The sequence below is a fragment of the Nocardioides dubius genome, from assembly GCF_039528155.1.
Taxonomy (GTDB): Bacteria; Actinomycetota; Actinomycetes; order Propionibacteriales; family Nocardioidaceae; genus Nocardioides; species Nocardioides dubius.
The window spans coordinates 222,055-238,374 of the sequence record NZ_BAAALG010000011.1 but is presented as its reverse complement, the minus strand read 5'-3'; the positions used below and the strand labels follow the sequence as shown (position 1 = coordinate 238,374).

Genomic DNA, 16,320 nt, shown 5'->3' with positions numbered 1-16,320 from the left:
CGCGGAGCCTCAGGACGTCATGCGTTCTGAGGCTCCGGGCGCTCGCTGGATGACGCCCCGGGAGCGGGGGCGTCCGGGGAGAAGGGCGGGTCAGCGGGCGGGGCGGGAGAGCCGGTCGAGGAAGGCCACCAGCAGGGCCTCGCGCATGGCGGGGGCAGCGACGTCGAGCAGGGCGTTGACCTCGGCCATCCGGGTGGGCAGCGCGAGGGCGCCGTCCTCGGAGGTGCCGAGCAGGCCGGCCGCAGCGAGCAGGCCGTCGAAGTCGGCGTCGGTCAGCGCCGCCGGATCGAGCGCCTCGATGAAGGCGACGACGTCCGGATCGACCACGACCGGACCATGGGCCACCGCACGGTCCACGGCCGCCCTGAGCGCACCTAGGAACTCCTCGACGCTGGCCAGGGTCGCCGCGCTGACCGAGAGATGGATCGTGGCGGGCCGGCCCGCGAACGCCATCTGCGGCTGCACGAACCAACCGGCTTCGGCCATCTCGTCGCAGATCGTGAACGGGTCGCAGGTCGCGTCGGTGGCCAGGGCGATCAGCGTCGAGTCGGGCTCGGCGACCACCGAGAGCGCGCCGATCGAGGCGACGCCGTCGACGATCGCGTCGACCGCCGCGAAGACGTCGGCAGCGAGCCGCTGGTAGCCGTCGGCGCCGATCGCGCGGGTCACCGCCCAGGCGCCGGCCAGCGGGCCGCCGGACTTCGTGGACTGCATGGTGGCGTTGAGCATCGTGTAGCCGGGCCATGCGGCGCTCGCGAAGAACTGCGGCTTGCGGAGCGCGGAGTCGCGGTGCAGGAGCACCGAGGTCCCCTTGGGCGCGTAGCCGTACTTGTGCAGGTCCACCGAGATGCTGGTGACGCCGTCGACGGCGAAGGTCCACGGCGTGACGTCGCGGCCCAGCCGCGGCGCGAACGGCAGCACCCAGCCGCCGATGCAGGCATCGACGTGACAGCGCACCCCGGCGGCGGCAGCGGCCGCCGCGAGCTCGGGCACGGGGTCGATCACCCCGTGCGCGTACGACGGCGCGCTGGCCACCACCAGCACGGTGTCGGCATCGATCGCCGCCGTCATCGCCGCCACGTCCGCGCGGTAGTCGTCGCCGACCTCGATCGCGACCGCCTCGACGCCGAAGTAGTGCGCGGCCTTGTGGAAGGCGGCATGCGCGGTGCTCGGGATGATCATCCTCGGCCGGGTGATCTCGCCTCGTGCGTCGCGGGCGCTCTGCACCGCCAGCAGCACCGACTCGGTGCCGCCGGAGGTCACGGTGCCGACCGCGCTCGCGGGGGCGTCGAGGAGGTCGGCGGCCATGCCGACCACGTCGTTCTCCATCTGCAGCAGCGAGGGGAACGCGGTCGGGTCCAGGCCGTTGGAGCCGGCATAGGCAGCCACCGCGGCCCGGCCCAACTCGTCGACCTCGCTCAGGCCGGAGTCGTAGACGTAGGCGAGCGTGCGGCCGCCGTGCACCGGCAGGTCCTGGGCCTGGAGCTCGTGGAGCCGGGTGCGGATGTCGTCGAGGTTCATAGGTCAGCCTCCGTGAGTCGGTACCGAGAGAGCCAGAACAGCGAGATCAGGGTCAGCAGTGCGGGCAGCAGGGAGAAGCCGAGCACGATCGCGGTCAGTGCGGAGTCCGGCTGCACGGCGTCGCCGTCGGTCGAGGAGCGGTAGTCCCCGAGCGCCAGCACCAGCGCATAGAGCGCCGGACCGGCCGCCAGGCCGAGCGTCTCGCCCGCCGTCCAGACGCCGGTGAAGACGCCCGCCCGGTTCTCGCCGGTGCGCTTGGCATCTGCCGCGGCGGCGTCCGGAAGCATCGCCATCGGGAAGACCTGCGCGCCCGCATAGCCGACGCCGACCAACGCGACCGCGACGAAGACCAGCGCGGCCGCCGAGTCGAGCAGGGCCACTGCGGAGAGCGCGGCGCCGCCGGCCAGGATCACCGAGGAGACCAGGTAGCCGGTGCGCTTGCCGAAGCGGGTGCCGAAGCGCGCCCACAGCGGCGTCAGCACCAGCGCAGGGCCGACGAAGCAGACGAAGAGGATGGTGGAGGCACCATCGCGCTCCAACACGTCGCCGGCCAGGTAGTCGACCCCGGCCAGCATCGAGCCGGTGGCCAGCGCCTGCAGCACGAAGGTGGTCAGCAGCAGCCGGAAGTCGCGGGCGCCGGCGACCACCCGCAGCTGGTCGCGGACGCTGCCGGCCCCGGCGTCGAGCGCGGTGAACGGTGCCCGACGGGTGCCGTAGTAGCTGCCCAGCACGCCGATCGCGATGATCACCGCCATCGCCACGCCCATCACCCGGTAGCCGTCGCGTCCGCCGACGGCGTCGCGGATCGCGGGCGCGCTGGCACCGGCGAGCAGGATGGTGAACGCGAGCACGGCCACCCGCCACGCCATCAGCCGGGTGCGCTCGTCGTAGGAGCTGGTGATCTCCGCCGGCATCGAGACGTAGGGCACCTGGAAGAAGGCGTAGGCGGTGGCGCAGGCCAGGAACGCGAGCAGCACCCAGAGCGCATCGGCCAGGGTGGAGCCGAGATCGGGCCCGACGAAGAGCAGCGCGAAGCAGACGGCGAGCGCGAGCCCGCCGCGGAGCAGGAAGGGACGGCGCGGACCGCGGGGATCGGTGCTGCGATCGCTGATCCGGCCCGCGATCGGGTTCAGCACGACGTCCCAGGCCTTGGGCGCGAAGACGATCAGGCCGGCCCAGATCGCGGCGACCCCGAGGCTGTCGGTCAGGAACGGCAGCAGCATCAGGCCCGGGACGGTTCCGAACGCTCCGGTGGCGACTGAGCCGGTGGCGTAGCCGAACCGGATGCCGGGGCTCAGCGCGCCGGCCTGTTGTGCTCCTCCCATGCGCGCACCCTACGGCCGGAGGCGGGCCGCGCACGGCAAAGTCGCCCAAACCCGTCGATCGGGTTTGNNNTTGGGCCCGGCCCCGAAGCGGGAAGTGGCTCTGACGTGTGTGCACTTCTCGGGTGCACCCTCGGACACAGGAGTCGCCATGTCTCAGGACCCTTCGACCAACGGCGGAGTGCCGCATCCGACCTGGCAGGTGCAGCCGGGCCAGGTGGCCGGCTTCGGGCAGCCGGAGCCGAGCCGGGACGCCGAGAGCCCGGCCGAGCGGACGGCGGAGCAGCCTGCGGTGCGCGTCGACGCCGCCCCGGGCCGCCGGATCGCATCGCCGGAGGCGGTGGCCGCGCAGCCGCCGAGCGCCCCGCCGGCACCTCCGGCCCCGCAGACCGCGCCCTACGCGGGCGATCCGTCGCAGACGGCGATCGCCAACGGCTACCAGCCGGCGGCGGGTCAGGTGCCACCGGCCGGCTACCAGGCGCCGCCTCCCGGCTACCAGCAGGGCCAGCCGGCCGGCTACCNNNNCGGCTACCAGGCACCGCCGGCCGGCTATGACCCCACGCTGCCGCCCGCACCGCCCAGCCACGTGGCTCCGCAGCCGGAGCGGGTGCCGACCGCCCAGGACTTCCTCCAGGGGCGGCACCAGGCGCTCGACATCGGGCCCGCCACCTGGGGCTGGCGGGGCTGGGTGCGCCGCGCCTCGTTCGGCCTGATCAAGCCGCGGATGGGGCGCAAGGAGCGTGAGCACCGCGAGGCGCGGGCAGCGGTGCAGCGCTCGTTCTCCGGGCCGCGCACCATCGTCTTCGCGAACCCGAAGGGCGGTGCCGCCAAGACCACCAGCGTGCTGGCGGCCGGCTACACCTTCGGCACCATCCGCGGGGGCGGCGTGGTGGCCTGGGACAACAACGAGACCCGCGGCACGCTCGGCATCCGGGGCGAGCGGGCCAACCACCAGAACACCACCCGCGAGCTGCTCGACGACCTCTCCCGGTTCAGCGACGTGTACGAGTCGCGGATCGGCGACCTCGGCGCCTTCGTCCGCTCGCAGGGCGACGCCCACTTCGACCTGCTCGCCTCGGACGAGCGGGCCGACGTCACCGGCACCATCCGGGCCACCGACTTCGGCGCGGTGCACCGGCTGCTGGAGCGCTTCTACCACCTGATCCTGATCGACACCGGCAACAACCTGCGGGCCGAGAACTGGCTCGCCGCGGCTCAGACGGCCGACCTGATCGTGGTCACCTGCACGGTGCGCGAGGACACCGGCTACAGCGGGCTGTGGATGCTCGACGCGCTCGCCGACGCCGGCCACACCGACCTGCAGAACCGCGCGATCACGGTGCTGGCCGACCCGTCGCCGTCGGTGGACGATCAGCTCGCCAACGACCTGGTCGACGTCTACGCCAAGCGCACCCGCGCGGTCTTCCGGATCCCCTACGACCCGGCCCTGGTGGCCGGCTCGGTGATCCAGTACGGCCAGCTCTCGCCGGCCACCCAGGCGGCGTGGCTGAAGGCCTGCGCCGAGATGGCACGCGCCCTCTAACCTCAGTGTGACCTCAGCGCTGGAAATACAGCCTCAGGCCGACGCTGAGGTCACATTGAGCTAGGTAGGGCGTCACTGGCCCAGCGGCGCAGCCACTCGTCGAGCACCAGCCAGGTGGTGTGCCGGGCCGCGCGTCCGGTGAGCATGCCCAGATGGCCGCCGGGGACCACCTCGAAGCGGACCTCGGGGGAGCCGGTCAGCAGTGGCACCACGGCGCGCACGCACTCGACCGGTGCGATCCCGTCGGTGGCGCCGGCGAAGACCAGCACCGGGGCGGTGACGTCCTTGAGCTCGACCCTCTTCTCGCCGAGGCTGAGGTAGCCGCGCACCAGCTCGTTCTGCTTGACGAAGCGATGGTAGAGCTGGCCGAAGGTCCGGCCCGGGTAGGCGATCATCGCCGCGGTGAAGGCGTCCACCGCCTCGATCTGCGCCAGGAACTCGGTGTTGTCCAGCTGCTGCAGCTTGACGATCGGCTTGGTCACCAGCTTCTGCGCCGCCGTCAGCTGGAAGGCCCAGCGCACGAACGGCTTCGGAGCCCCGCCGAGCGCACGGTAGACCCGGGTGACCGGACCGCCGCCGGACTTCACCCCGCCCCAGGTGCCGTCGGTGAGCTTCAGCAGCGGCCGCAGCGGCGCGATCATCGGCACTTTCGATACGTCGAAGGGCGAGCCGACGATGGTCATCGAGGCGATCGGCAGATCGCCGTGGTCGGCCGCGGCGAGGGTCATGAAGATGCCGCCGAGGCTCCACCCGACGACGTGCACCGGGCGGCCGCCGGCGTGCTCGGAGACATGCCGGATCGCCTCCGGGACGACCTCCTCGATCCAGTGCTCCATGCCCAGGTTGCGGTCCCGGAACGAGACCTCGCCGTACTCCAGCAGGTAGGTGCGGTGCCCATGGGTGAGGAGGTGCTCGACCAGCGAGCAGCCCCGGCGCAGGTCGTAGCAGCTGGACGGCGCGGCCAGCGGCGTCACCAGCAGGACCGGGTCGCCCTGCTCGGTCGCCGTCCCGGCCGGGCGGTAGTGGTAGACCTGGCGCAGCAGGCCCTCGTCGATCAGGGTGCGTGGCATCTTGCGAAGGTCGGCGACGCCGCCGTAGAGCACCTTGTGCGCCACGTTGCCGGCGGCTGCGACCACCTGATCGGGCTTGGGCAACAAGTCCATGGCGGCAACGTACCCTGCCTCGACATTCACCGTCTCGCGTACTAGACACTGGTGTCATGGGATGGAAGTCGTTGGTCGGAACCGGGTTGGCGGCGACGGGAGCGGTGGTCGCCTACGACCTCACGCAGCGCAAGCACGCGATCCTGCGGAACTTCCCGGTGGTGGGTCATGCGCGCTACCTGCTGGAGAAGGTCGGGCCGGAGCTGCGCCAGTACATCGTCACCAGCAATGACGAGGAGCGTCCGTTCAGCCGCGACCAACGCCGCTGGGTGTACGCGTCATCGAAGATGGAGAACAACTACTTCGGCTTCGGCACCGACAACGACGTGGAGAACTCGCTGGGCAAGACGGTGATCAAGCACCGCACCTTCTCCACCGTGCACGCCACCACGCACCCGCATGCCGAGGAGGGCGTGCACCTGCCGTCGGCGAAGGTGATGGGGCAGGCCCGGGGCCGGGCGCGGGCGTTCCGGCCGAACTCGGTGGTCAACATCTCCGGGATGAGCTTCGGCTCGCTGTCCGGCAACGCGATCAGCGCGCTCAACAAGGGCGCCGCGATCGCCGGCTGCCTGCACAACACCGGCGAGGGCGCGCTCTCGCCCTACCACCGCCAGGGCGGCGACGTCGTCTTCCAGATCGGCACCGCGTACTTCGGCTGCCGCGACCGTGACGGCAACTTCGACCTGGCCCGGCTCAAGGACCTGGTCGCCGGCGCCCCGATCAAGGCGATCGAGATCAAGCTCTCCCAGGGCGCCAAGCCGGGGCTCGGCGGCATGCTGCCCGGCGCGAAGGTGACCAAGGAGATCGCCGAGATCCGCGGCATCGAGGAGGGCAAGGACTGCGCCAGCCCGGCCCGGCACAGCGAGTTCGACGACGTCGACTCGCTGCTCGACTTCGTGGAGCTGATCGCACAGACCACCGGGCTTCCGGTGGGGATCAAGTCCGCCGTCGGCGACACCGGCTTCTGGGACGACCTGGTCGCCGCGATGAGCGCGGACCGCCAGCGCGGCGTCGACTTCGTCAACATCGACGGGGGCGAGGGCGGAACCGGTGCGGCGCCGTTGGTCTTCGCGGACTCGGTGGCCTATCCGTTCCGGCTCGGGTTCACCGAGGTCTACCGCCGCTTCGCCGCGGCCGGCCTGGCGGACGACGTCACCTTCATCGGGGCGGGCAAGCTCGGCCTGCCGGAGAACGCGCTGGTGGCCTTCGCGCTGGGCGCCGACATGGTGAACGTGGGCCGCGAGGCGATGATGGCGATCGGCTGCATCCAGGCTCAGCGCTGCCACAGCGACGACTGCCCGACCGGTGTCGCGACTCAGAGCCCGTGGCTCTCCCGTGGCCTGGACCCGGCCTCCAAGGCGGTCCGCGCGGCGAACTACGTGGTCTCGTTGCGCCGTGACCTGCTCAAGGTCTCCGGGGCGATCGGCGTCCCGCACCCGGGGCTGATCCTGCCGTCGGACATCGACCTGGTCGACGGCACCCGGACCCGGCAGGGCCTCGCCGAGCTCTACGACTACCAGCCGGGCTGGGGCGCCCTGTCCACGGCCCAGGCCGACACGATCACCCGGCTGATGCTGGGCGAGCTGCCCGACGAGGAGCAGCAGCCCTCGACGCGCCGGTAGCCACCTCCAGCCGGGAGTTGCCGGGCGCACCACGCTCGGCAGGACTAGGCTGCGCATCACCTGACCTACGGCCGAGCATCGGGGGATCTCGCCGCAGAGCACCGAGGAAGGAGCCCCGATGCCGATCGCTGCGTTGCCCTCGAGGCGGGAACGGCATGTGGCGAACCGGTTCTCCTACGGGTGGACGCCGCAGCTGAGCCGACAGATCAAGGCCCGGGGCGGCTCGGCGAAGTGGTTCGCCCGCCAGCTCCAGGTGGGGCGCCTCGACGACTCCTTCCAGGCCGCGTCGTTCCGCTGGTGGCCGACCCTGCGGATGACCCCGGAGCAGATGTGGCGCGCGCAGCAGCGCGGCGACATCGGCATGTGGGAGGTGATGGAGGACTACCGCCGCTGGTGCCTGGTGCGCCGGGTGCAGGCGGTGCCCCAGGTGCTCGAGGTGATGACCGAGCTGTGGGAGAACCACCTCCACGTGCCGGCGATCGGCGAGGCCGAAGCGCCGTACCGGGTCTCCTACGGCCGCGGCATCCGGCAGCGCGCGCTCGGTCGCTACGCCGACCTGCTGAACTACGCGATCACCCATCCGGCGATGGGGGCGTATCTGAACAACCTGAACTCGACCGCGTCGTCGCCGAGCGAGGACCTCGGCCGCGAGCTGCTGGAGCTGCACACCGTGGGGCGGGGCGTCTTCACCGAGACGGACGTGAAGAACTCGGCGCGCATCCTCACCGGCTACACCGGCGACCTGTGGGACACCTGGAAGGTCGGCTACAAGCCGGGCAACCACTACCGCGGCAAGGTCAAGGTGCTCGGCTTCACGCACAAGAACACCGCCGGCGACGGTCGTCCCGTCGTCCGGGCCTACCTGAACTACCTGGCCCGGCACCCGGCCACGGCGCGGCGCGTCGCCCGGCTGCTCGCCGTCCGGTTCGTCTCGGACCGCCCGCCGGCAGCGCTGATCACCAAGCTGGCCAAGGTGTATCGCAAGCACGACACCGCGATCAAGCCGGTGCTCAAGGCGCTCTTCGAGTCCAAGGCGTTCGCCGCGGCGGTCGACAGCAAGGTGCGCACGCCGGAGGAGGACGTGGTCGCCACCTACCGGGTGCTGGGCTATCGCATCCACGCGACGACGGGCAGCGACTCCGCCGCCGAGGCGATCGTCTGGCAGGCCGGCGACCTGGGGCTGGCACCGTTCACCTGGCCGCGTCCCGACGGACGTCCGGACCGTGGCGACGCCTGGACCTCGACGTCGCGGATGCTCGCCTCCTTCGACCTGCACTACACGATGTCGGGCGGCTGGTGGCCGTCCAAGGGCTTCAGCCGGACCACGGGGACGGCGTGGCTGCCGGCGAGCAAGGTGCGCTTCGACGTGCTGGTGGACCATCTCAGCCGGACGCTGACCGGACGCCGGGCGCCGTCCTGGCTGGTCACCGCGTGCGCGCAGGCGGTGAAGTGCCAGCCGGGGGAGACGATCACCGCCGACCATCCGGTGATCCGCTGGTACCTGCCGCGCCTGCTCACCACCGTGCTCGACCAACCCGCCCACATGACGAGGTGACCCGGTGACCGAGGAGAAGTGCTGTGACGAGTTCGCCGGCCTGAGTCGGCGCGGGCTGTTCAAGGCGGGGTTCGGGCTGGCTGCCGGCCTGAGCGTGGTCAGCACGTTCGGCCAGGCGGTGCTGCAGGAGACCCGCGCCGCGGCGCCGGGACCGGCCGACGCGGTGCTGGTGGTGCTCTCGCTGCGAGGTGCCTGCGACGGCCTGAGTCTGGTGGTGCCGCACGGCGATCCCGTCTACGCGCAGGCGCGGCCCACGATCGCGGTGCCGTCGAGTCGGCTGCTGGCCAAGGACGGCTTCTTCGGGCTGCACCCGGAGCTCGCCCCGCTGCTGCCGATGTGGAACGCCGGCGAGCTGGCTGCCGTGCACGCGACCGGCCTGCCGGTGGCGAACCGGTCGCACTTCGCGGCGATGGAGGCCGTCGAGGACGCCGACCCCGGGTCGTCGGCGCGGGTCGGCTGGTTGAACCGGCTGGTCGGGCAGAGCGGAGCCAACGACCCGCTGCGGGCGTTGCAGGTGGGCAGCGCCTCGGTGCCGACCTCGCTGGTCGGGCCGCAGCGCACCGCGGCGATCCGCGAGGTCGACCGGGTCCGGCTGGCCGGGCAGGACGACGAGTTCGAGCAGGCGCGGCTGACGTCGATGCAGACGGTCTGGGGCCGGGCCGGCGGGTCGCTGGGCACCGGGGGCCGTTCGGCTCTCGGGCTGGTGGACTCGTTCGCCCCGATCCGGGCCTCGGCCCCCGAGCCGACCCCCGGCGTCGTCTACCCCGAGAACGACCTGGGGCGCGCACTGGCGGCTGCGGCGCGGACGATCCGCGCCGACCGTGGCGTCGAGGTGATCGCGCTGGACCAGGGTGACTGGGACATGCACGCGGGCCACGGCACCTTGGAGTGGGGCGAGATGCGCTCGAACACCCGCCAGCTGGCCCAAGGGCTGGCGGCGTTCTTCGCCGACCTGGGCGCGCAGCGCCGCAAGGTGACCCTGGTGACGATCAGCGAGTTCGGACGACGGGTGCGCGAGAACGCCAGCGGCGGCACCGACCACGGCCATGGGAACGTGATGTTCCTGCTGGGGGAGGGCGTCAACGGTGGGCGCTACTACGGGCGCTGGCCCGGGCTGGCGAACACGCTCGACGCCGACCTGAGGGTCACTCTCGACTACCGCAGCGTGCTCGGTGAGGTGGTCGCCAAGCGGATGGGCGCCTCGACGGCGAAGGTCTTCCCGGGCGTCACGATGAACATGCTGGGAGCGGTCAAGGCCCGCTGACCGCGTGCCGATGCCTCCGGCGGCCGGGGTGGCCGCCGGAGGTGGCGTGCTGTTCGGTCGTTCAGTCGTTCAGTCGAGTTGGATCGTGCCCAGTGCGGTGACGAGCCAGGTGTGGCCGTGCTTGTTGGTCCAGGTGTAGGTGCCGTCTTGATTGCGGCGATACCGCCAGCCGGCGAAGGTCTTCGCGAGGTGGTGACGGCGACAGAGCGGCGCCAGGTTCTCGGGTCTGGTTTGGCCCGGCGGCCCCGTCTCGTCGTAGGCCGTGATGTGGTCGAGGTCCGCGTCGGCTGAGGAACGGGTGCAGTGCGGGAACACGCAATGCTGATCGCGTTCCTTGACCAACTCCACCATCCAGGCGGGTGGGTCGTGGCGGTCGACGGAGCCGGTGCGGTTGAGGTCGATGACCGGGGTGATGCTGGCGATGGAGCCGTGGCGTTGGAGCCAGTCGGTGAGCTGCTCGATGAGGATCGGGCCGAGGCGGTCGGTGTCGGCGAGAGTGAGGTCGTCGGTGGAGAAGAGGTCGGCGAGGGTGGTGTGCACGAACACCCGTAGCCCGCGGCCCTGGCGACGCTCTTGCGGCACCGTCTCGCTTCCCCCGCCGCCGGTGTCGCCTGCGGCCTCGTAGTCCAGCGTGCCCTGCTGCTCTGCGATGCTGCCCAAGGCCTTGGCCTTGCGCTGACCGAGGGTGTCCGTGTCACCCGCGCGCTTCAACTTCTCGGCCTCGTCGCAGACCAGGTCGTGGAACCGCGCCAGATCCAAGGAGTCACCGACTACGTCGAGAGTCGAGGTGCCCGAGGCGGAACCGTCGGGGCCGTAGCGGTGGTTCAGGCTGACGTCCCAGTCGGCTTTGGTCAACGGACCCGACTTGTCGCGGATCAACTCCGGATGGAACTTCGCCACCGCCATCGCCAGGATGCGTTCGATGGTCGGCCAGCCGTAACGCTCGCCGTCCGCCAGCGTCTGGTCGAACCACGTGGCCGCTTCACTCGAGAGCTTGCGGGTCAGCTCCGCGACCCGGCGTGCCTTCCAGCCCGGCACCTCCAGCAGCTCGACCTGCGCCCACAACAGCGGCAGCCGGTGGTGCAGATCCAGCGCGTCGGCCAACAACGAGAGCGCCGCATAACGGGAGACACCCGATGCCGCCGCGAACTCCTCCGCCGCGAACGCCGCCACCGCCGGGGTGCCCTCGCCCCCGAGGAAGTCGTCGAGATCGAGCGAGGCGAAGGCGGCGTCGTCGCACCACGAAGCCGACGAACCGCCAGGAACGACCGGGTTGACCACGCACCACTGATGCGCCAACCGCAGCTGCTGACGCCCCAGCACCAGCGCCGAGTGGCGGCCCTCCGAGATCACCGCAAGCAGACATCCCGCATCGAGGTCACTGACCTCATACGGAGTGTGCGTGGCATCGATCTCGATCATGCGAACAGTCCATCAGGACCCTCCGACAGAAAGATCCGACCGAACGACGAAGGCCCGTCGACCTGTCAGCGGGCGCGGGCCGCGTTGCGGGAGATCGCGTCCGCGAAGGTGTTCCACAGTGGCTTGGGCAGATCGTGGCCCATGCCGTCGATCAACAGCAGGTCCGAGCCGGGCACCGCGGACGACGTGGTGCGCCCGCCCGAGACGTGCACCATCTTGTCGGCCAGGCCGTGGATCACCAGGGTCGGCATCGGCAGGTCGGCCAGGGACGTCGTCCGGTCGGGCTGGGTGAGAATGGCGACCATCTGCCGCATCACTCCGGCCGGGTTCAGTCCCCGGTCCCAGGTGTCCTCGGCGCGTCGCCGGGCGCTCTCCTCGGGCTCGGGGTAGCCGGGGGAGCCGATCACCCTGCCGTAGGCCACCGACGTCGTCACGTACGCCTCGCGCTCGGTGTCGCGCCGGCCCAACAGGCGGGGCAGGATGCTCGGGTGCTGCCAGCCGACCGTGCGCTTGCCGGTCGTCGACATGATCGAGGTCAGCGAGCGGACCCGCTCCGGCCGCGACAGCGCCATCGTCTGCACGATCATCCCGCCCATCGACATCCCGACGATGTGGGCGCGCTCGATGCCGAGGTGGTCCAAGAGGCCGAAGGCGTCGTCGGCGAGGTCGGCCATCGCGTAGGGCACCTTGGTCGGCAGGCCGGAGGCGGCGCGCAGCAGGGTGAGCCGGGAGACCCGGCCGCTCAGCTTGCTGGAGCGGCCGGCATCGCGGTTGTCGAAGCGGATCACGAAGAACCCGCGCCGGGCCAGCAGCTCGCACAGGTCGGCGTCCCACCAGGTCATCGGCCCACCGAGGCCCATCACCAGCAGCAGTGCCGGATCGCTTGCCTCCCCGAACGTCTGGTAGCAGAGCTCCACCCCGGGGCTGACCGGGGCGAAGAGCTCCTCAGAGCGGGGAGACACGGCGGCGCTCAGTCGGCGAAGTTGATCGCCGAGTAGGCCTGCAGCTTGGAGAGCCGGTGCTCGCTGATGATGTTGCGGATCGTGCCGCTGCGCGAGCGCATCACCAGCGAGTGGGTGGTGGCGCCGCCGCCGCGGTAGCGCACGCCCTTCATCAGCTCACCGTCGGTGATGCCGGTGGCCACGAAGAAGCAGTCGTCGCCGGTGACCAGGTCGTCGGTGTGCAGCACCTTGTCGAGGTCGTGGCCGGCGTCGATGGCGCGCTGGCGCTCGTCGTCGTCGGTGGGCCAGAGACGACCCTGGATCTTGCCGCCCAGGCACTTCATCGCGCAGGCCGAGATGATGCCCTCGGGCGTGCCGCCGATGCCCATCAGCAGGTCGATGCCGGTGTCGGGCCGAGCCGCCATGATCGCGCCGGCCACGTCGCCGTCGGTGATGAACTTGATCCGGGCACCCGCCTCGCGGATCTCCTTGACCAGGTTGGCGTGCCGCGGGCGGTCCAGCAGGACGACGGTGACGTCCTCGGTGCCGCAGCCCTTCGCCTTGGCGACGCGGCGCACGTTCTCACCGGCGGGCAGGCGGATGTCGACGACGTCCGCGGCCTCGGGGCCGGTGACCAGCTTCTCCATGTAGAAGACGGCCGACGGGTCGTACATGGTGCCGCGCGGTGCGACGGCGAGCACGGAGATGGCGTTGGCCATGCCCTTGGCGGTCAGCGTGGTGCCGTCGATCGGGTCGACCGCGACGTCGCACTCGGGACCGGTGCCGTCGCCGACCTTCTCGCCGTTGTAGAGCATCGGGGCGTCGTCCTTCTCGCCCTCGCCGATCACCACGGTGCCGTTCATGCCGATGCCGGAGATCATCAGGCGCATCGCGTTGACCGCGACGCCGTCCGCCTCGTTCTTCTCGCCGCGGCCGACCCAGCGGCCGGCAGCCATGGCGGCCGCCTCGGTGACACGCACCAGCTCGAGGGCGAGGTTGCGGTCAGGGGACTCGGGCGCGACACGGAGTTCGACAGGGCGGCTCTTGGGCATGAGGCGAATGTTACCGGCCACCTGCCCCGGACGCCGTGCCGAGGCGACGGTCAGCGAGAATCGAGGGGTGAGTCAGCAAAGTGGTGGTGGCAGGTACGAGCGCAGCATGAGCGGCATGATCGGCGCGATGCTCGTGACGGTGCTGGTCGTGGCGGCCTATGTGGCGTTCCGGGCGATCAACCGGGACGACCTCGAGCTCGAGCGTGAGCCGATCGACTACCTGCCGGTGGTGTCCGCGCTCCAGGAGGCGGGCAACGACGGCATCGCCTACCCGCCGACGCTCCCGAACGGCTGGAACGCCGTCGACGCCAAGCAGACCCCCGAGGGTTGGGCGTTGGACCTCTACACCTCGCAGAACCGCTATCTCGGCCTGCGCCAGCAGGACCGGCAGCTGCGCGACATGGTCGCCGAGTTCCTCGACGGCGAGGCCGAGGAGGGCGACGAGGTCGAGATCCCCGGCGACCTCGGCCCGACCTGGCAGACCTTCAGCGACCGCGACGGCGACCACGCGATCGCCACCAAGGTCGGCGAGGAGTACGTGGTGGTCTTCGGGTCCATCGACCTGGACCAGATCAAGGTGTTCGCCGGCTCGTTGACCACCGAGCCGCTGCCCGACGCGAGCGCCGCCGCGGAGTAGCCTCAGCCGCGGCCGCGCAGCGCGACCGGGGCGCCCAGGAAGCGCTCGAAGGAGGCCAGGTTGGCCTCGTCGATCTGCCACATCTGGCCGGCCCGGGTGTCGCGCATGACCTGCACGGTCTCGGCGAGTGCGGCCGGCGGGCCGTCGGGGGCGGTGCGGATCTCGGTGCCCAGGGTGAACGAGGTGCGCCCGATCTTGCTGACCCACATCCGGGCCAGGTAAGGCTGGAACGGCGAGAAGAACATCTCGCTGCGGTACTCGACGGTCTGCGAGGCGACCAGCTCGGCGACCCCGGCCGGCAGCTCGCTGAAGAGGCCGGGGCGCTCGCCGCCCAGATCGGCGTAGCGCAGGAAGAGCACGCGGGCCTCGGAGATCACCCGGGCGATCTCGACGTTGTCGACATGCCCGCCCACGTTCAGATCGCGCAGTCGAACCTGGATCTCGCAGTCAAATACCTCGCCACTCATGGCGCTGATCGTCGCATCACCTGTCGCTGCGGCTGCGAGCAGGGCTCACTCGTCGTCTGCGGCGACGGCTGCGTCGAGCCGTTCGCGGGCACCGTCGAGCCAGGTCTGGCAGGTGCGGGCCAGCGTCTCGCCGCGCTCCCACAGCGCCAACGACTCCTCCAGGGTGGTGCCGCCGGCCTCCAGCTGCTGGACGACGGCGATCAGCTCTTCGCGGGCCTGCTCGTAGGAGAGTTCGGGAGTGTCGCTCATCAGGCGTCGCTTTCGTCAGGTTCGGCCACGGGAGTGGCGGGATGGAGGGAGTCGACCGTGGCGCTGAGCCGGCCGTCGGCGACCCGAACGGAGATGGCGGCACCGGCAGCGAGCTCGCCGAGCGAGGTGACCACGTGCCCGCCCTCGCTCTGCAGCACCGCGTAGCCGCGGCGCAGCGTCGCCAACGGCGAGAGCGCGGCCGCCCGCGCGGCCTGGTGGTGGATCTCGTCGTGGGCCCGGTCCAGGCGGTGCCGCAGGCTGCGCCGGGCCCGCTCGCGCAGCGAGGCGACCTCGTCGAGGCGGGCGTCGATCAGGGTGCGCGGATCGGCCATCGCCGGGCGGCTGCGCAGCGCCGTCAAGGCCGCCTGCTCGCGCTCGACGGTGCGGCGCAGGGCGGCCCGGACCCGCTCGCGGGCCTGGCTCACGCGTGCCTGCTCCTCGGCGAAGTCGGGCACGATCCGCCGCGCTGCATCGGTCGGCGTGGAGGCCCGCACATCGGCGACCAGATCCAGCAGGGGCTGGTCGGCCTCGTGGCCGATCGCCGAGACGACGGGGGTGCGCACCTTCGCGACGGCGCGGATCACCGCCTCGTCGGAGAAGGGGAGCAGGTCCTCGATCGAGCCACCGCCGCGGGCGATCACGATGACGTCGGTCTCGGCGTCACGCTCCAGGACGTCGAGCGCCTCCATCACCTCGCGGGCGCAGTTGGCCCCCTGCATCCGGGCCGCGGCCACCCGCACCCGGACCGCGGGCCAGCGGCGCCGGGCGTTCTCGATGACGTCGCGCTCGGCGTCCGACCCGGGGGCGGTGATCAAGCCGATCTGGCGTGGCAGGAACGGCAGCCGGCGCTTGAGCTCGGGGGCGAACAGGCCCTCGGCGGCGAGCAGCTGGCGGCGCCGCTCGATCCTGGCCAGCAGCTCGCCGAGGCCGACCATCCGGATCTCGCGGGCGTGCAGCGCCAGTGAGCCGCGGCCGGCGTAGAAGGACGGCTTGGCGTGGATCACCACGCTGGCGCCCTCGACCAGCGGCGGGTTGAGGCCGTCGAAGAGGGTGCGCGCACAGGTGACCGAGATCGAGAGGTCGGCGACGGTGTCGCGCAGGGTGATGAAGACGGTGTTGAGCCCGGGCCGGCGGCTGAACTGGGCGATCTGACCCTCGACCCAGACCGTGCCGAGGCGATCGATGTACTGCGAGATCGCGTTGGCCACCGCGCGCACGGGAGCCGGTGACTCGGCGGTGGCGTCGCGCAGGGAGGACATGGCGCAGAGGCTAGAGCATCGCTCCGACACCGCGGCAAGCCGATCGCAAGCCAACCCCAAGCGGCCGCAGCCAGCCTGGGCGCATGAGTAGACGACTTCTCCCGGCGCTGATGGCGGCGATCGCCCTGTCCGCGACCCTGACCACGCTGCCGGCGGCCGACGCTGCGACCCCGCGCTGCGACGGCTTCAAGGCGACCATCGTCGGCAGCGACGGCGCCGACCGGATCAAGGGCACCAACGGCCGCGACGTGATCGTGGCCCGCGGCGGCAACGACGTGATCGACGGCCGGGGCGGCCGCGACA

14 protein-coding genes are annotated in these 16,320 nt (G+C 71.4%); 5 read left to right on the top strand and 9 right to left on the bottom strand.

Going from position 1 to position 16,320, the window contains the following annotated elements; all coding sequences use genetic code 11:
- Window positions 1-90: 90 nt before the first annotated feature.
- The 3 genes from ABD151_RS14195 to ABD151_RS14180 all read right to left on the bottom strand — a co-directional run bounded on the left by ABD151_RS14195 (window position 91) and on the right by ABD151_RS14180 (window position 5,549).
- On the bottom strand, window positions 91-1,521 hold the full coding sequence (locus ABD151_RS14195) for a pyridoxal phosphate-dependent decarboxylase family protein (RefSeq protein ID WP_343995418.1): 1,431 nt from the start codon (window positions 1,519-1,521) through the stop codon (window positions 91-93).
- Window positions 1,518-2,846, bottom strand: a complete 1,329-nt coding sequence (locus ABD151_RS14190; RefSeq protein WP_343995417.1) for an MFS transporter — start codon at window positions 2,844-2,846, stop codon at window positions 1,518-1,520. Before ABD151_RS14190 ends, ABD151_RS14195 begins: the two co-directional genes overlap by 4 nt.
- A gap of 1,590 nt (window positions 2,847-4,436) precedes the next feature.
- Window positions 4,437-5,549, bottom strand: coding sequence for an alpha/beta fold hydrolase (locus ABD151_RS14180; protein WP_343995415.1), 1,113 nt, complete (start codon window positions 5,547-5,549; stop codon window positions 4,437-4,439).
- A 56-nt stretch (window positions 5,550-5,605) separates the two neighbouring features.
- Between ABD151_RS14180 and ABD151_RS14175 the strand changes: the two genes are divergently transcribed.
- The 3 genes from ABD151_RS14175 to ABD151_RS14165 all read left to right on the top strand — a co-directional run bounded on the left by ABD151_RS14175 (window position 5,606) and on the right by ABD151_RS14165 (window position 9,990).
- Entirely contained in the window at window positions 5,606-7,171 is a 1,566-nt protein-coding gene (locus ABD151_RS14175) for an FMN-binding glutamate synthase family protein (protein ID WP_343995414.1), read from the top strand.
- A 118-nt stretch (window positions 7,172-7,289) separates the two neighbouring features.
- Window positions 7,290-8,726, top strand: coding sequence for a DUF1800 domain-containing protein (locus ABD151_RS14170; protein WP_343995413.1), 1,437 nt, complete (start codon window positions 7,290-7,292; stop codon window positions 8,724-8,726).
- A gap of 4 nt (window positions 8,727-8,730) precedes the next feature.
- Entirely contained in the window at window positions 8,731-9,990 is a 1,260-nt protein-coding gene (locus ABD151_RS14165) for a DUF1501 domain-containing protein (RefSeq protein WP_343995412.1), read from the top strand.
- 69 nt (window positions 9,991-10,059) lie between these two features.
- Here ABD151_RS14165 and ABD151_RS14160 read toward each other — a convergent pair whose 3' ends face one another.
- The 3 genes from ABD151_RS14160 to glpX all read right to left on the bottom strand — a co-directional run bounded on the left by ABD151_RS14160 (window position 10,060) and on the right by glpX (window position 13,405).
- The gene (locus ABD151_RS14160) at window positions 10,060-11,412 is read right to left on the bottom strand and encodes an HNH endonuclease signature motif containing protein (protein WP_343995411.1); all 1,353 of its coding nucleotides are present in this window, start codon (window positions 11,410-11,412) and stop codon (window positions 10,060-10,062) included.
- Between the two features lie 65 nt (window positions 11,413-11,477).
- Window positions 11,478-12,374: an alpha/beta fold hydrolase gene (locus ABD151_RS14155; protein ID WP_343995410.1), complete on the bottom strand. Its 897-nt coding sequence runs from the start codon at window positions 12,372-12,374 to the stop codon at window positions 11,478-11,480.
- A gap of 8 nt (window positions 12,375-12,382) precedes the next feature.
- The gene (gene glpX / locus ABD151_RS14150) at window positions 12,383-13,405 is read right to left on the bottom strand and encodes a class II fructose-bisphosphatase (protein ID WP_343995409.1); all 1,023 of its coding nucleotides are present in this window, start codon (window positions 13,403-13,405) and stop codon (window positions 12,383-12,385) included.
- On the opposite strand from glpX, the gene ABD151_RS14145 reads away from it, so the two are divergent.
- Complete coding sequence (locus ABD151_RS14145; RefSeq protein ID WP_343995408.1) at window positions 13,308-14,042, top strand: DUF4245 family protein; 735 nt, start codon at window positions 13,308-13,310, stop codon at window positions 14,040-14,042. The genes glpX and ABD151_RS14145 overlap by 98 nt on opposite strands.
- 2 nt (window positions 14,043-14,044) lie before the next feature.
- Here the strand turns inward: ABD151_RS14145 and ABD151_RS14140 are convergent, their stop codons facing one another.
- The 3 genes from ABD151_RS14140 to xseA are packed head-to-tail and all read right to left on the bottom strand — an operon-like array spanning window position 14,045 to window position 16,017.
- Window positions 14,045-14,509: an acyl-CoA thioesterase gene (locus tag ABD151_RS14140; protein WP_343995407.1), complete on the bottom strand. Its 465-nt coding sequence runs from the start codon at window positions 14,507-14,509 to the stop codon at window positions 14,045-14,047.
- A 45-nt stretch (window positions 14,510-14,554) separates the two neighbouring features.
- Entirely contained in the window at window positions 14,555-14,758 is a 204-nt protein-coding gene (locus ABD151_RS14135) for an exodeoxyribonuclease VII small subunit (protein WP_343995406.1), read from the bottom strand.
- Window positions 14,758-16,017, bottom strand: a complete 1,260-nt coding sequence (gene xseA / locus ABD151_RS14130; protein ID WP_343995405.1) for an exodeoxyribonuclease VII large subunit — start codon at window positions 16,015-16,017, stop codon at window positions 14,758-14,760. Before xseA ends, ABD151_RS14135 begins: the two co-directional genes overlap by 1 nt.
- Window positions 16,018-16,100: 83 nt before the next feature.
- Between xseA and ABD151_RS14125 the strand changes: the two genes are divergently transcribed.
- Window positions 16,101-16,320, top strand: a 220-nt coding sequence (locus ABD151_RS14125) for a hypothetical protein (protein WP_343995404.1), incomplete at its 3' end; no start/stop codon positions are given.

Excerpts from the sequence above, each read along its gene's own strand:
- ABD151_RS14175 (WP_343995414.1), top strand. The coding sequence starts at position 5,606 with ATGGGATGGAAGTCGTTGGTCGGAACCGGGTTGGCGGCGACGGGAGCG.
- ABD151_RS14170 (WP_343995413.1), top strand. The coding sequence starts at position 7,290 with ATGCCGATCGCTGCGTTGCCCTCGAGGCGGGAACGGCATGTGGCGAAC.
- xseA (WP_343995405.1), bottom strand. The coding sequence starts at position 16,017 with ATGTCCTCCCTGCGCGACGCCACCGCCGAGTCACCGGCTCCCGTGCGC.
- ABD151_RS14190 (WP_343995417.1), bottom strand. The coding sequence starts at position 2,846 with ATGGGAGGAGCACAACAGGCCGGCGCGCTGAGCCCCGGCATCCGGTTC.
- ABD151_RS14195 (WP_343995418.1), bottom strand. The coding sequence starts at position 1,521 with ATGAACCTCGACGACATCCGCACCCGGCTCCACGAGCTCCAGGCCCAG.
- ABD151_RS14140 (WP_343995407.1), bottom strand. The coding sequence starts at position 14,509 with ATGAGTGGCGAGGTATTTGACTGCGAGATCCAGGTTCGACTGCGCGAT.
- ABD151_RS14135 (WP_343995406.1), bottom strand. The coding sequence starts at position 14,758 with ATGAGCGACACTCCCGAACTCTCCTACGAGCAGGCCCGCGAAGAGCTG.
- ABD151_RS14180 (WP_343995415.1), bottom strand. The coding sequence starts at position 5,549 with ATGGACTTGTTGCCCAAGCCCGATCAGGTGGTCGCAGCCGCCGGCAAC.
- ABD151_RS14160 (WP_343995411.1), bottom strand. The coding sequence starts at position 11,412 with ATGATCGAGATCGATGCCACGCACACTCCGTATGAGGTCAGTGACCTC.
- ABD151_RS14145 (WP_343995408.1), top strand. The coding sequence starts at position 13,308 with ATGGCGGCCGCCTCGGTGACACGCACCAGCTCGAGGGCGAGGTTGCGG.
- glpX (WP_343995409.1), bottom strand. The coding sequence starts at position 13,405 with ATGCCCAAGAGCCGCCCTGTCGAACTCCGTGTCGCGCCCGAGTCCCCT.